The organism is Mesorhizobium sp. B2-3-7 (assembly GCF_006442695.1).
GTDB lineage: Bacteria > Pseudomonadota > Alphaproteobacteria > Rhizobiales > Rhizobiaceae > Mesorhizobium.
In genome coordinates, this window is sequence record NZ_VFVV01000010.1 from 41,527 (window position 1) to 54,845 (window position 13,319).

The window sequence follows — 13,319 nt, forward strand, 5'->3', positions numbered from 1 at the left end:
ACCGGCTCTGCCCGGCGCGCCTCGTATCATCCCAATCTCCAACGACCCAGCCCGGCGATCACGCAAATTCTTTGGATCGTTCGGAGGCGGGCGGCGTTCAGATGCTACCCAATGGAGGATTTGAGAAATGGGCGACGACCAACGGCATGGGAAAATCCAGGAGCGCGCCTATCGGATCTGGGAGCGCGAAGGCGGCGGCGACCCCGAGCAGCACTGGCACCGGGCCGAGGCAGAGATCGACAGGGAGCTGTCGATGGCGGCAGGCAACGCGCCGCCGCGCGAGATCGCCAGCACCGACGTGCTTACGGTCGAGGAATTGGCCATGCGCACCGGCATATCAGGCAAGCAGGCACAGGACCTGATCGACAGGCTGGGCAACGACCGCGCCGCGATCGAACAGGCAGCACTCGGGCTGAAGGGCAAGCGGCGGCGAAATCCCGGTCAGGAAGAGGCCAAATGATCCGCAAACTCAAGGACGGAAAATACCGGCTCTATTCGCGCAAGAAGGATGAGAAGACGGGCAAGCGACGGAACCTGGGGACTTTCGATAGCCGCGAGGCGGCGGAGAAGCATGAGCGCGAGGTGCAGTATTTCAAGCGCCATTGAGGAAATCGACTCGTTGGTCCTTTATTCTCGGCGTTGTCCCTGCCGCTCACAAAATCCGACCCACCAATTGTAGGCTGCATTGGATTTTCGAACACGAGGCAGATGCCAATCGTGATGCGAAGATGCGGCCCTTGCCCTCGCCACGAGGACAGATAGGGCATATAGTTGAAGATCGCCGGCTCGGACCTGACAAGCTGGCGGTTGAGAGCGGAGACGTCGCTTTAACTACGGCGCGCTTCTAACTCGGGTTGTTTCACACGCTCTCATAATTGCCCGCCGCGGCCGGCCTCTGCTTTGCGCGATCCCGGTCGCTATTGCATCTATCACTGAAGGAGAACTGAGCTTTTCACTGGAGGAGAAGTCGTCATGCATTACCTTCCCAGACGTGAATTCATCGTTCAAGGCGGGGCAGCCCTCGCAGCGTTGGCGTCCTTTCAATCGCGGATTGCCTCTGCCTTTCCAAGCCGGGCCGGCGAGGAAGTCATCAAATGGTTGGATCAGCTGCCGCCGAACCCGGTTCCGGAAGTCATCAAAAATCAGCTGGTGTGGGAGGATCTCGATTCCTGGGTGACGCCCAACGACAAGTTCTTTTCAATCGCGCATTTCGACCGGCCGGTGATCGACGAAAGCACCTGGAAACTCGAAATCGGCGGCTCCGTTAAAAAGCCGACAACCCTGACGCTCGCCGACATCAAGGCTCGACCGCGCCAGGAAGTCACCTTCACGGTCGAATGTTCGGGCAATACCGGTCTGCCGTTTTTCAATGGCGGCATTGGCAATGCGCGCTGGGCGGGCACGCCGCTCGCGCCGATCCTCACGGAGGCCGGAGTCCTCGACACTGGTATCGAGGTCGTCTTCTGGGGCACCGATAAAGGGGAAATCAAGCGGGCCGACGACGTCAAGTTCACGCAGAATTTTGCGCGCAGCATGTCACTTGCCGACGCCATGGATCCCAAAAACATCCTTTGCTACGAGATGAATGGGTCCCCCTTGCCTCCTGACAACGGCTTCCCGCTGCGGCTGATTGCGCCGGGATGGTACGGGATCGCGAACGTCAAATGGATCAAGCGCATAGACGTGAACGATCAGCGCTTCGAGAACCGGTTCATGGGACGCGATTATGTCACGCTGCGCGAGGAAGACCACAACGGCGAGACAGTATGGGTGGAAACTTCGGTCGGGCGGGCGAGGCTGAAATCGGCACCGGCCCGGGTCACTCATATCGGCGATGACTACCGGATCGTCGGGGCCGCCTGGGGCGCACCGGTCGACCGGGTCGAGGTGAAGATCGATGACGGGCCATGGATGCCGGCGGCCATCGACGAAACCGACAAGGCGGACTTTGCCTGGAAACTATGGTCCGTCGACTGGCCCAAGCCTTCCGCCGGAGAGCACGCCGTCACCTCGCGCGCGGTTGATACGGGAGGGCAGGTCCAACCCGCAATGGACGATCCCATCATTGCCAAGAAGCATACCTATTGGGAAAGCAACGGTCAGGTGACGCGACGTATCAACATTCACTGACTGGCGGGCAGTCGTATCAAAGTGTCTGAGAGCGATGTGCCCCCATGTCTTTGGCATGGGGTCACCCACATCCGACCAGGCGCCGGCCTGAAGCTGGCCAGAGACGATGCGATGACGACTCCATCGCAGCGCCAAGAGCGGTGTTTAGTGACCTGCGCGGACGCGGAGAAAACTTGAACGGCTGGCGTTCCTCGCCCTTCGCCGAGCCCGGTGGCCGTCACCGAGCTCGACTCATGCGCGACGAGGACGGCGCCACGCCGTGACCCAATGGACCAAGGACCAGCTGAAAGGAGTGCCGGAGCACCGCGACTGAAGGGCCCGACCGTGGCCCTTTTCGAAAGGAGAGTGAGATGATCCGAAAGTGCCCGGACAAGGGCAATTCGCCGTGCCTGAGGGTGGTAGTGCTTAGTGACTTCGGCCAACCGAGAGTCTAGGCTGGCATCGGTTCTGTCAGCGCGAAGACCGTCACATGCCCCGCTTTCTTGCCGTCTACACCATGAAGCCTGAAGACCTTGCCCGCTTTCGCAGCCTGCCCAAGCCCGAGCAAGATGCGATTGATAGCGTCGGCCTACAGCAGTGGACGGACTGGGAGGAGAGAAATGCCGCATCTTTCCCCGATCGCGGCGGCATGGTCGGGAGGACGACGCGCGTTACCAAGGATGGGGTCGCAGACGCCGTGAACCCTTTCTGCGGCTACATTGTCGTCGAGGCCGATACAATCGATGCCGCCGCCCGCCTGTTCGAAAGCCATCCGCATTTCACCGTCTTCCCGGGAGACGGCGTGGACATCATGCCTTTCGTCACTGACCCTCAATGACTTGAAACTCCGGCTGTCGCTTTCTGATGTCGAAGGCTGTCTGTCAGCTCTCGGGGAACTTTTCCCCCGCGGAACCGATCCTGGCGGTTCGCGTCAGATTCAGGTTGAGAGCACGCTGACTTCCTGAAGTCCCCAAAACGTTTCCTGCCCCTTTGAGTTCTCGGGGAGGGATCGTTGGGGCGGCGCTGATCAAGCCGGTCGCGCCTCTTCGACGTTGCGCGCGCTCCAATGGCGCCAGACGACGGGAATGGTCAGAACCAGGCCGAGTAGGGACGAATAGAGTTCGGGCGCCACCAGAAGCAGGGCGGCCAAGACCAGCAACACGTTTTCCCATGGCCGGGTGCGCACGAGCAGGTAGCGCGAGAGGGCGGCCCCCAGGCAGGTGATGCCGAGCACGCAGCCAAAGAAAGCCAGGAAGAAGTTCGGCCAGGTGAAATCTTTCGTCACCAGGAGAAGCGACGGCGAGAAGACAAAGACAAAAGGCACCAGCGCCTTGCCGAGCCCGAGCCGAAAGGCAGTGTTGCCGGTCTTGAATGGATCAGCTCCCGCCATGCCGGCGGCAGCGTAGGCAGCCAGCGCAACCGGCGGCGTGATGTCGGCCAGCAGGCCATAATAGAAAACGAAGAAGTGGGCGACGATCGGCTCGGTGCCGAGCATCACCAGTGCCGGCGCGGCAATCGTCACCATGATGATGTAGTTCGCTGTCGTCGGGATGCCGCAACCCATCAGGATGCAGACCACGCCGGTCATGATCAGCGTGAACAAAAGGGTCAGCCCGTGCGTTGAGAAGATCGCTTCGGGGATAAAGGTGCCGAACAGCAGCGACAGATGGCCTGCCGTCGAAGTGACGATGTAGGACAGCTTGAAGCCGACGCCGGTCAGGGTGACGACGCCGACGACGATGCCGACCGTGGCGGCGGCAGCGCCGACGGCGAGCGCATACTTGGCGCCGTCGCGCAGGCACACCACGATGTCGGCGACAGACATGCGCCGGCGCGGGTTAAACAGGCCGACCAGGATGCAAAGGGTAATGCCCCAGAAGGCAGCCATGTAGGGCGTATAACCCGCAAGAAGCACGCCGATCAGGACGACGAGAGGGATGATGGTCGGCCAGTCCCGTTTCAATGCCTCGACCACGTCGGGCATCTCGTCCGGCCGCAGGCCGCGCAAGCCGGTGCGCTTGGCCTCGAAATGCACCTGCATGAACACGCCGAAGAAGTGCATGAAGGCCGGCACTATCGCTGCCAGGATGATGGTCGTGTAGGGCAGTTCGAGGAACTCGATCATCAGGAAGGCGGCGGCTCCCATGATCGGCGGCGTCACCTGCCCGCCGGTGGAGGAAGCCGCCTCCACCGCGGCGGCGAAATGCTTCTTGTAGCCGAGCCGGATCATCGCCGGGATGGTCAGCGAGCCGACGGTGACGGTGTTGGCGACCGACGAGCCAGAGATCATGCCAAACAGGGCCGAGCCGAAGATCGATACCTTGGCCGGACCACCGGCGTAGCGGCCGGCGACCCATGCCGCGCAGTCGAGAAAGAGCTGGCCGAGACCGATGCGGGTGGCGAAGACGCCAAACAGGACGAAGTGGAAAACGTAGGTGGCGACGACGCCGAGCGCGATGCCGTAGATGCCTTGCGTCGTCAGGTAGAGGTGGTCGACGAGCTGGGAGACGGACGCGCCGGGATGCACCAGGATGCTCGGCATATAGGGGCCGAACAGCGCATAAACCATGAAGAGGACGGCGATGATGGGCAGCGGGATGCCGACGGACCGGCGCGTCGCTTCCAGCAGGAGCAGAATGAGGGTCAGCCCGAGCACCACGTCCGTCGTCGTGGGGTTGCCGACGCGGAAGGCAAGATCGTCGAGCGGGATCATCGGCACGTGCAGGACCGCTACCACCGCGGCAAGCGCCAGCAGCCAGTCGAAAACCGGTATGCCGAGGGGCCGCAGAAAGCTGGATTGGGCGGGCTGGTCGTAGCCCTTCTTCACCAGAGGGAAGACGAGGAAGATCAGCGACAGCACCATCGACAGGTGGATGCCCCGGTGCAGCATCTCCTGCAGCAAGCCGAATCCAGCCGTGTAATAGTGAAACAGCGACAAGGCCACCAGGAGGAAGCCGACCAGCCAGCCGGCGGCCCGGGTCAGCGGCCGGAACCGGATCTCGGAGTCGAATTTCTCCTCCAGTTCGCGAGCCTTTTCCTCGTCGAACTCCATGCCGGAAAGCCTGATTTTGTCGTCGTCGCTCATAGTCGGTTCCGTATCCTGAATCCCCAGACAAACGAGGCGGAAAGCACGCCTTCCGCCTCGTTGTCGCCAGTCTGTTGATGGCCTCTTATTTCAGGGCGCCGACTTCCTTGTAGAATTTCTCCGCGCCCGGATGGAACGGAATGCCGGCGCTGGTGACCGCGTTCTGGAGCGTGATCAGCTTGCCCTTGGCATGACCAGCCTGCAGCGCCTTCTGGGTCTCGTCGCTGTAGAGCGACTTGACGATCTTGTAGATGAGGTCATCGGTCTGCTTGGCGCTGGTCACCCATTGCGCGGCGACCGAAATGGTCTTGGTCTCGCCGACATTCTTGTAGGTGCCCGCGGGCACGATGTCGGTCGAGAAGAACTTCTGTTCGGACAGGAGCTTGTCGGCCTCGGGGCCGGTGATCGGCACCAGCGTGATGTTGTTGGTGCTGGCAAGCTCGACGATGGCACCGGTCGGATAGCCGCCAACGAAGAAATAGGCGTCCATGGCGCCGTCTTGCAGGCGCTCGCCGGCCGGGCCGGGCTTGAGATATTCGGGCTTTACGTCCTTCTCCGTTAGACCGTAGGCGCCGAGCACCAGGCGCGCATCAACGATGGTGCCGGAACCCGGCTCGTCGAGGGAGACGCGCTTGCCCTTCAGATCCGCCACCGTCTTGATGCCGGCGTCGGCGCGCGCGACCAGATGGATGGTTTCAGGATAGAGCGTCGCAATGAGGCGCAGATCCTCTACCTTGGGCTTGCCCTCGTAGAGGCCGGTGCCCGAATGCGCCCAGTAGGCGACATCGGATTGCGTGAAGCCCGATTCGGAAGCGCCCGACTGGATGGCGCTGATGTTGGCCACCGAACCGTTGGAGGACGTGGCGCTGGCAACCAGGCCCTCGACGCCGGCCGGCCCCGTCGCCGAGATCGCGTTGGCGATCAGCCCGCCCACCGGATAGTAGGTGCCGGACGTGCCGCCGGTGCCGATACGGAAAAAAGCCTGCTGCGCGCGCGCAGGCGAAAACCCTGCCGCGGCCAGCGCCAAAGTGCCCGCGCCGACGGAAAAGACGCGACGGTTGATCGAAACAGTCATACTACCTCCCGGTCAAAGATCGGCAGGATGTTGCATCAACCCAAGGATTGTCAACCTGCGCGCGCCTTTCGGAGAGGATCGGTCGTCGCTGGCGGTGGCTCCCCCGCTGTTGCCGTCATGGCGCATTTTGAGATCTAGCTTGTCGATTGAACGGCGGTAATCCGCTTGCTGACGCGGCGCTATCAACACATTCCGCGTGTTGTCAGCCGGATCCGCAACTGGCGGTTAGCCGACCCTCCAATTTCTGGCGGCTTCCAAGGTGCCAGCCGTCTTTATTAACCATTTGTTAACCATTCGGCCGGCACCCTTTAACCATTGAGTAAGGATTCGCCAGCCGTGACCTTTGCCGCTCCCCTGGAGACCAAATCCATTCGCTTTCGCGCCCGTTCGTTCGTCGCTTTCACGCTGACGCCGGAGGCGCCGATCGGTGCTTGGTTGGAGGGGCTGGATCATTGGATCGGCAATTCGCCGGGCTATTTCTCAGGGCGGCCGGTGGTGCTCGATCTCAATGCGCTGAAGCCTGCGGCCGACGAGATCGCGGCGCTGGTCGCTTCGCTCGGCACGCGTGGCATCCGGGTCTATGCCATCGAGCTCGAAGGGGCCTCGCTCGGGCCCGAGCTGCCGCCGCTGCTGGCCGGCGCCAAGGAGGCCACTTCAGATGGCCTGCTGGCGCAGCCCGGCCGCGGCAAGGCAGGCGTGGCGGAGGAGGCCCCCAAAACGGAAGCGGTGTCTTCGGAACGCGGCAAGGAGACGGGCGAGCCCGACGAGGGCAAGGCCGAGGCTGGAAAGGTCAAGGCGGCCAAGGCAGAACAGCAAGCCGGCGCGGCGGAGCCGGTGTCGGCCGGAACGCTGATGGTCAAGTCGCCCCTCCGCTCGGGCCAGTCGATCTTTCATCCGCATGGGGATGTCATCGTGCTTGGATCGGTCGCTTCCGGTTCCGAGATCATCGCGGCGGGCTCGATCCATGTCTACGGCACGCTGCGCGGCCGCGCCATCGCTGGCTCGGAAGGCAATATTTCGGCGCGCATCTTCTGCCGCAGGAACGAGGCCGAACTGCTCGCCATCGACGGCTGGTACACCACGGCGGAGGACATGGAAGGCGCCTCGCGCGGCAAGCCGGTGCAGGCCTTCCTCGAAGACGGCGTGCTGCGCGTCGTGCCGCTGAACTAGGGCGCCGGGATGAAAACGCCGAACCAGTTCTCGTCTTGCTCGATCGCGAACAGGACGCTCAGGTCCGCAAGGTTGGGACCGGTTTCGCGTGGGATGATGGCAGGTTCCAACAATAGCCGTGCGACGCACGGAGCGATAACAAACGACAACATCAGGCGACGGAGGCTTTTTTCATGGGCAAGGTAGTGGTGGTCACCTCAGGCAAGGGAGGTGTCGGCAAGACGACCTCGACGGCCGCATTGGGGGCCGCGGTCGCCAGGACCGGCAAGAAAGTGGCGCTGGTCGATTTCGACGTCGGCCTGCGCAATCTCGACCTGATCATGGGCGCCGAACGGCGCGTGGTGTTCGACCTCGTCAATGTCATCCAGGGCACGGCCAAGCTGTCGCAGGCGCTGATCCGCGACAAGCGCGTCGACACGCTGTTCCTGCTGCCGGCCTCGCAGACGCGCGACAAGGACGCGCTGACCGAAGAAGGTGTCGGCGAGGTGATCGAGAAGCTGCGCTCGGTGTTCGACTATGTGTTCTGCGATAGCCCGGCCGGCATCGAACGCGGCGCGCAGCTCGCCATGCGCTTCGCTGACGAGGCGGTCATCGTCACCAATCCGGAAGTGTCGTCGGTGCGCGATTCCGACCGTATCATCGGCCTGCTCGACGCCCGCACCATGCGCGCCGAACAGGGCGAGCAAATCGCCAAGCACGTGCTGGTGACGCGTTACGATGCCGGCCGCGCGGCTCGCGGGGAGATGCTGTCCATCGACGACGTGCTGGAAATCCTGTCGGTGCCGCTGCTCGGCATCATACCGGAGAGCCAGGATGTGCTCAGGGCCTCCAACCTCGGTTCGCCGGTGACGCTGAGCGATCCGCTGAACGCCGCCGCCAAAGCCTATATCGAAGCGGCGCGGCGGCTGGAAGGCGAAGACCTGCCGGTCGTGGTTCCCTTCGAGCGCAAGGGCTTCCTCGACAGGCTGCTCGGAAGGAGGGCGGCATGAACATTCTCGACCTCTTCAAGCGGCGCTCCAGCGCGCCCGTGGCGCGTGAGCGGCTGCAGGTGCTGCTCGCCTACGAACGGCGCAGCCGTGGCCAGCCCGATCTCGTCTCCGTGCTGCGCGAGGAGATCATGGCCGTCATCGCCAAGCACGTGCAGATCGACCAGGACTATCTGCAAATCTCAATGGACCGCGGCGAGACCATGTCGACGCTGGAAATCGACATCCAGATCCCCAACAAAAGCGCCGTGCCGCTGGCCATGGCGGGCTGACTTTTACCCTCCCCTTGTGGGGAGGGTCGCTGCAAGCAGCGAGCGGAGTTGGCGCGGCGCTACAGGACGAGCATCCTCCAGCGCCAGCGCCCTCAGTCCTACCTTCCACGAGGGAAGTAGGAGCCAGGATTTCCCGCATTCAGATTCCACCCAGAAATCGGGTGCGTCAATTCTGCAAAAAGACGGCCGTGGCATTGGTTGCCCGCCGCATTGCAACCCCAAATGTCCAACTTTACGCTCCCCCTAATGGGGGGCTTCCCCTGCGCAATCAGTGGATGTAAGCATACATATTAGCCAATTATTGAATACTGAATTGGGTATGCGTAAAGGGCATTCGTTATGAATTTCAAGGGTCTGATCAAGCGTGCCGAAGACGTAGATGATGCACTCCAGGAGCTGCAGGCCGATCTGGCGGACGCTCTGGATGCCAGCCTCGATACCGAATACGACGCGCCGCCGGACAGCGGCTATATCCCAGATTCCGCGCCAGGAGCCGAGGCCTCGGCACCTGAGGCCAATGCGGCAGATGCGGATGGCGCGGATAATCCGGACGGCGCGGGCAACGCCGACGCCACCGAAACCACGCCACGACTGACGCCCCATACCCAGACCCGGATGGCGGCGCTGAGTGCCTTCGAAGGGATGTTCCACGACGCCAGGGATTATCTGGACGAGATCAACGGCAAATTGTCGGAGATCGCTACCTCACACCATTTGACGCGCGAATTCCTCAACATCCTCCACACCGATATTCTTCGCGCCAACGAGCTGGAGCTCGCAAATGGCGACCTGGTCGCGGAACAAAGAACGCTGTCGGAAAAGCTGCACGACACGGCAAGAAAGCTGCGCGAGCGTGAAAGCGCCTGCGAATTGCTGCAACAGCGCGAGACAAGCCTGGTCCAGGACAGGGAGGCGCTTCGCGCAGCGCTCGCAGCGGCCAGGCTGGAACTTGCCGAGACGGCCAATGCGAGCGCAAAACGCGACGCGGAGTTCGGCGACATCGCCAAGCGGCTGACGGCCAGGGCGGTCGAGGCCAACAGGCGCCTGCGCGAGAGCAAGATGCTGCGGGAAAAACATGTCAGCCTGTCGATCGAGCTCGACAAGGCGCTGAAGCGGGAAACCCAGACGCGCCACAGGCTCGACGAGCTCTCGACGATCCATGCCAGCGAAGCAGCGCGGCTTGCCGAACTGCTGACCGCGCTCGGCAAGAGCGAAAAGGAGGAGATAAGGCTCCAGAAGTCACTCGAGACTGCCCAGGCAAAGCTGTCGGAAATGACCGAAGCGGCCAGCATGATGGAAGGCGACAGGCAAGCTGAACTCGCGCGCAGCCAGATGGAAATGCGCGGATTGCGTTCCGAGATCCAGGACCTGCAATCACGGCTGGAGCGGGCCTCGCACGAGAACAGCGAGGCCACAGCCGAGATCGCCAGGCTCAAGACCGACTTGAACGACACCCTGGCCGAAAAGAAAATCGCCGATCAAAAGTTGTCCTCGCTCACCGACGAGAACGAAAACGACAAGACGAGCCTTTCGAAAGCGAACGCCAATCTTTCGCAGCTTGCGCTGCAACAAGCATCGGAACAGATACAGCTGGATGTCCAGAGGCAGGAATGCGAGGACCTCAAAGCTGAAATCGCGTCGCTCAATGCCCGGATCAAGGAATTGCTGCCTTACGAACGGCTCCACAAGGCCACCAACGGCAGATCGCGCGAGGCCGACGTGGTCGACATCGCCGCCGTGGTGGCGGAGAAAGCCCGTGGAACGGGCAGGCGGCGCATCCGCAGGAACCTCCGCGCCACGCCGTAGCTCATTTCGCCGGCATGGCCGCAGGTCCCGCTGCGGGGCAGCGTTCCGCGCCCGCTGCCTCAACGCGATCGCACGCCGCCGCCGCGGCGCAAATCGCTGAACTGAGGGAGCGGAAGGCCGTCCGTCAAGACGGCGCCAAGCCATCTGCTTGGCTGCGAAACGTCAGCCGCAGCAAGGTTCCGGTCCGGCCGAAGGTCCGCAACAGGCCTTGGCTTTCCTCTCTTCCTCCAGCCAGCGGTCACGCGGCTTGCAGCTTGCCGGCCGCGGCGAAAGCTCGACATGCACCGCATCACCGGCGAGCCGGGGAAGCGCGGCGCGGTAGAGCTGCATCGGGCGCACGCCGTCGCTGACTTCGAAAGTAAGCTTGGCGGAATGGTCGAGGCCGACATGCTCCGTCACCTTGCGGATGATCGCCGAGAATTTCCCGGCCGGCATATGCGTGCGGTCCTCCTCGACGTCCCAGAGCTGCACGAAGATCTCGGCCCAGGATTCCGGGTTTGCACCGCAGTCCAGCGCAGCGAACTGGCCGGCCTTCACCTCGGTGACGTGGTAACCAGGCCTCACCGGCCGGCCGTCGTAGAAGAACACCAGGCGCCGGTCCTCGTAGCCCGCCAGAAACTCCAGCAAGCCAGCGATGGTGATGTCGTCGGGATCAACGACGTCAGCGGGTTCAAATTCCCGATTGTCAGAAACGAGCATGTGCGGTAATCCTTGTTTCAACATTTTTAGGATTGTTGAAATATGGATGAACGTCAAGCCCTTTCCGCCTTTGCGGCTCTTTCGCAAGAAACGCGCCTGCGCATCCTGCGGCATCTGGTGATCGCCGGTCCGGACGGGATTGCCGCGGGCGCCATCGCCGAAAAAGTCGAGGTCTCGGCCTCGAATGTGAGCTTCCACCTGAAGGAGCTCGAGCGGGCAGGGCTGATCAGCGTGCGGCGCGCTTCGCGCTCCATGGTCTACAGCGCCGAATATGACACGTTGAGCGGCCTCATCCGTTTCCTGATGGAGGATTGCTGCTCCGGCCGGCTGGAGATCCGCGCTTCGGCGTTGGCTCCAGACTGCTGCGCCGCCGATGTGAAGGGACCGGTTCAGTGATCGTCGCGCCGACAGCCCGGGCGATCGTCCCGACCGCGCCGCATCAGCAATCCGAAATCCAACCTCTTGCCGTCGAGGCCAAGCCATGACCGCTACGATCTACCACAATCCCGACTGCGGCACCTCGCGCAACACGCTTGCCATGATCCAGGCGAGCGGCGAGAAGCCTGACATCATCGAGTATCTGAAACATCCGCCCAGCCGGGACCGCTTGCGCCAGCTTGTCGCCGCCATGGGAATTCCGGCGCGCGCTCTGCTGCGCGAAAAGGGTACGCCCTATGCCGAACTCGGCCTGGGTGACGCCAAATGGACCGATGAACAGCTGATCGACGCCATGCTGAGGCATCCGATCCTGATCAACCGGCCGATCGTCGAGACGCCCAAGGGGACGCGGCTGTGCCGTCCGTCCGAGCTCGTGCTCGATCTGCTCGACCATCCGGTGGCCCGCTTCACCAAGGAAGGCGGCGAGGTAGTGATCCATGACCGTGGCATCAAGTGATCGAAGCCTTTCCGATCTAGAATTCCCGGAGCGCTCGCCGCTGACCGCCATTGCCGCCCTCGGCGTCACCCAGATCATCGGCTACGGCACGCTGTACTACAGTTTCAGCATTCTCGCCGCCGATATGGCCAGCGATCTGGGCTGGCCGACCGAATGGATTTTCGGCGCGCTCTCGGCGGCTCTGCTGGTTGGCGGGCTGACGGCGCCCTGGCTCGGAAACTGGATCGACCGCTTCGGCGCCGGCAAGATCATGACCGTCGGCTCGATCCTTGCCGCGGCTGCGCTCGCCGCCTGTGCCTACGCGCCGGCGGCCGGGGCCTTCGTGGCGGCGCTGATCGTGCTGGAAGTGGCATCGAACCTGGTCCAGTACGGCGCCGCTTTCGCGCTGCTTGTGCAGATAAGGCCGCGCGCGGCGCAACGTAGCATCACCTATCTCACCCTCATCGCCGGCTTCGCATCGACCGTGTTCTGGCCGATCACCTCGGCCCTGCACGCGCAGATGTCATGGCGAACCGTCTATCTCGTCTTCGCGGGGCTGAACCTGCTCGTCTGCCTGCCGCTGCACGCCTGGCTCTCGCACGGGCTGGCCAAGAGCAGGCGCTCGGCGACCGAGCCGCCACGGCATGTCCAGGGATCGCTTCCGGCCTCGGCGCGGCCGCTCGGCTTCGCGTTGATGGTCATCGCCTTTTCGCTGCAGAACCTGCTTGGCGCCGCTGTCCTGGTGCATATGGTGCCGCTGCTTTCCGGACTTGGCCTCGGGGCGACCGCCGCCATCGTCGGAACGCTGTTCGGGCCGTCACAAGTGTTGAGCCGCTTCATCAACATGATCTTCGGCATCAACCTGCCGCCATTGACGCTGGCCATCATCTCGGCCGGCCTGATGACGAGCGGGGTCGTCGTGCTGAACTGCACGGCGCCTTCCGTCGCAGGCGCGATGGTTTTCGCCGTCGTGTTCGGCATGGGCAATGGGCTTTTCAGCATCGTCATCGGCGCCCTGCCGCTGACATTGTTCGGCAGTGCGGACTATGGCCGGCTGCAGGGGCGCGTCACATCGGCCCGGCTGCTCGTTTCGGCCGTCGCGCCGTTTGCGCTGGCCTTTGCCATCGTCAATGTCGGCACTGCCTGGTCGCTGGGGGCCATGGCGTTTCTGGGCGGCACCGCGCTGTTGGTCCTGACAGCGATCACGAGACTGCCGAACGCGCGCAACGGCCGCGTCTGAGGG

The 13,319-nt window shown here is 62.9% G+C and carries 14 protein-coding genes and 1 pseudogene; 12 read left to right on the plus strand and 3 right to left on the minus strand.

Annotated elements, in window-relative coordinates:
* Positions 1-127: 127 nt before the first annotated feature.
* The 5 genes and pseudogenes from FJ940_RS19885 to FJ940_RS19905 all read left to right on the plus strand — a co-directional run bounded on the left by FJ940_RS19885 (position 128) and on the right by FJ940_RS19905 (position 2,947).
* Complete coding sequence (locus FJ940_RS19885) at positions 128-460, plus strand: DUF2934 domain-containing protein (RefSeq protein ID WP_140498999.1); 333 nt, start codon at positions 128-130, stop codon at positions 458-460.
* A complete protein-coding gene (locus FJ940_RS19890) occupies positions 457-606 on the plus strand; it encodes a hypothetical protein (protein ID WP_127204769.1) in 150 nt (49 codons plus the stop codon). Before FJ940_RS19885 ends, FJ940_RS19890 begins: the two co-directional genes overlap by 4 nt.
* 366 nt (positions 607-972) lie before the next feature.
* Positions 973-2,130: a sulfite oxidase gene (locus tag FJ940_RS19895; RefSeq protein WP_140649221.1), complete on the plus strand. Its 1,158-nt coding sequence runs from the start codon at positions 973-975 to the stop codon at positions 2,128-2,130.
* Between the two features lie 233 nt (positions 2,131-2,363).
* Positions 2,364-2,443, plus strand: a pseudogene (locus FJ940_RS28860) (PRC-barrel domain containing protein); the annotation flags it as partial.
* 156 nt (positions 2,444-2,599) lie between these two features.
* Entirely contained in the window at positions 2,600-2,947 is a 348-nt protein-coding gene (locus FJ940_RS19905) for a hypothetical protein (protein WP_140500147.1), read from the plus strand.
* A gap of 189 nt (positions 2,948-3,136) precedes the next feature.
* Here FJ940_RS19905 and FJ940_RS19910 read toward each other — a convergent pair whose 3' ends face one another.
* Positions 3,137-5,194: a TRAP transporter permease gene (locus FJ940_RS19910; protein ID WP_140657638.1), complete on the minus strand. Its 2,058-nt coding sequence runs from the start codon at positions 5,192-5,194 to the stop codon at positions 3,137-3,139.
* An 85-nt stretch (positions 5,195-5,279) separates the two neighbouring features.
* Entirely contained in the window at positions 5,280-6,269 is a 990-nt protein-coding gene (locus FJ940_RS19915; protein ID WP_140500143.1) for a TAXI family TRAP transporter solute-binding subunit, read from the minus strand.
* A 336-nt stretch (positions 6,270-6,605) separates the two neighbouring features.
* On the opposite strand from FJ940_RS19915, the gene minC reads away from it, so the two are divergent.
* From minC to FJ940_RS19935, 4 genes are all read left to right on the plus strand, one after another.
* Entirely contained in the window at positions 6,606-7,439 is an 834-nt protein-coding gene (gene minC / locus FJ940_RS19920; protein WP_140657640.1) for a septum site-determining protein MinC, read from the plus strand.
* A 173-nt stretch (positions 7,440-7,612) separates the two neighbouring features.
* The gene (gene minD / locus FJ940_RS19925) at positions 7,613-8,428 is read left to right on the plus strand and encodes a septum site-determining protein MinD (RefSeq protein WP_140500139.1); all 816 of its coding nucleotides are present in this window, start codon (positions 7,613-7,615) and stop codon (positions 8,426-8,428) included.
* On the plus strand, positions 8,425-8,697 hold the full coding sequence (gene minE, locus FJ940_RS19930) for a cell division topological specificity factor MinE (RefSeq protein ID WP_140500137.1): 273 nt from the start codon (positions 8,425-8,427) through the stop codon (positions 8,695-8,697). The genes minD and minE overlap by 4 nt, the downstream gene beginning before the upstream one ends.
* Positions 8,698-9,036: 339 nt before the next feature.
* Positions 9,037-10,503, plus strand: a complete 1,467-nt coding sequence (locus tag FJ940_RS19935) for a hypothetical protein (protein ID WP_140657642.1) — start codon at positions 9,037-9,039, stop codon at positions 10,501-10,503.
* A gap of 162 nt (positions 10,504-10,665) precedes the next feature.
* On the opposite strand, the gene FJ940_RS19940 is transcribed toward FJ940_RS19935, so the two are convergent.
* Entirely contained in the window at positions 10,666-11,202 is a 537-nt protein-coding gene (locus FJ940_RS19940; protein ID WP_140565315.1) for a DUF6428 family protein, read from the minus strand.
* A gap of 42 nt (positions 11,203-11,244) precedes the next feature.
* Here FJ940_RS19940 and FJ940_RS19945 point away from each other — a divergent pair, with 42 nt between their 5' ends.
* The 3 genes from FJ940_RS19945 to arsK all read left to right on the plus strand — a co-directional run bounded on the left by FJ940_RS19945 (position 11,245) and on the right by arsK (position 13,316).
* A complete protein-coding gene (locus FJ940_RS19945; protein ID WP_140500133.1) occupies positions 11,245-11,598 on the plus strand; it encodes a metalloregulator ArsR/SmtB family transcription factor in 354 nt (117 codons plus the stop codon).
* Positions 11,599-11,683: 85 nt separating this feature from the next.
* Complete coding sequence (gene arsC / locus FJ940_RS19950; protein WP_140657644.1) at positions 11,684-12,097, plus strand: arsenate reductase (glutaredoxin); 414 nt, start codon at positions 11,684-11,686, stop codon at positions 12,095-12,097.
* Positions 12,078-13,316, plus strand: a complete 1,239-nt coding sequence (arsK, locus tag FJ940_RS19955) for an arsenite efflux MFS transporter ArsK (protein WP_140657646.1) — start codon at positions 12,078-12,080, stop codon at positions 13,314-13,316. Before arsC ends, arsK begins: the two co-directional genes overlap by 20 nt.
* The last annotated feature ends 3 nt before the right edge of the window (positions 13,317-13,319 follow it).

What these genes read in the sequence shown, in the direction of transcription:
- minD (WP_140500139.1), top strand. Translation starts at nt 7,613, where the DNA reads ATGGGCAAGGTAGTGGTGGTCACCTCAGGCAAGGGAGGTGTCGGCAAG.
- minE (WP_140500137.1), top strand. Translation starts at nt 8,425, where the DNA reads ATGAACATTCTCGACCTCTTCAAGCGGCGCTCCAGCGCGCCCGTGGCG.
- FJ940_RS19890 (WP_127204769.1), top strand. Translation starts at nt 457, where the DNA reads ATGATCCGCAAACTCAAGGACGGAAAATACCGGCTCTATTCGCGCAAG.
- FJ940_RS19895 (WP_140649221.1), top strand. Translation starts at nt 973, where the DNA reads ATGCATTACCTTCCCAGACGTGAATTCATCGTTCAAGGCGGGGCAGCC.
- FJ940_RS19940 (WP_140565315.1), bottom strand. Translation starts at nt 11,202, where the DNA reads ATGCTCGTTTCTGACAATCGGGAATTTGAACCCGCTGACGTCGTTGAT.
- arsK (WP_140657646.1), top strand. Translation starts at nt 12,078, where the DNA reads ATGACCGTGGCATCAAGTGATCGAAGCCTTTCCGATCTAGAATTCCCG.
- FJ940_RS19905 (WP_140500147.1), top strand. Translation starts at nt 2,600, where the DNA reads ATGCCCCGCTTTCTTGCCGTCTACACCATGAAGCCTGAAGACCTTGCC.
- FJ940_RS19885 (WP_140498999.1), top strand. Translation starts at nt 128, where the DNA reads ATGGGCGACGACCAACGGCATGGGAAAATCCAGGAGCGCGCCTATCGG.
- FJ940_RS19935 (WP_140657642.1), top strand. Translation starts at nt 9,037, where the DNA reads ATGAATTTCAAGGGTCTGATCAAGCGTGCCGAAGACGTAGATGATGCA.
- FJ940_RS19915 (WP_140500143.1), bottom strand. Translation starts at nt 6,269, where the DNA reads ATGACTGTTTCGATCAACCGTCGCGTCTTTTCCGTCGGCGCGGGCACT.
- arsC (WP_140657644.1), top strand. Translation starts at nt 11,684, where the DNA reads ATGACCGCTACGATCTACCACAATCCCGACTGCGGCACCTCGCGCAAC.
- FJ940_RS19945 (WP_140500133.1), top strand. Translation starts at nt 11,245, where the DNA reads ATGGATGAACGTCAAGCCCTTTCCGCCTTTGCGGCTCTTTCGCAAGAA.
- FJ940_RS19910 (WP_140657638.1), bottom strand. Translation starts at nt 5,194, where the DNA reads ATGAGCGACGACGACAAAATCAGGCTTTCCGGCATGGAGTTCGACGAG.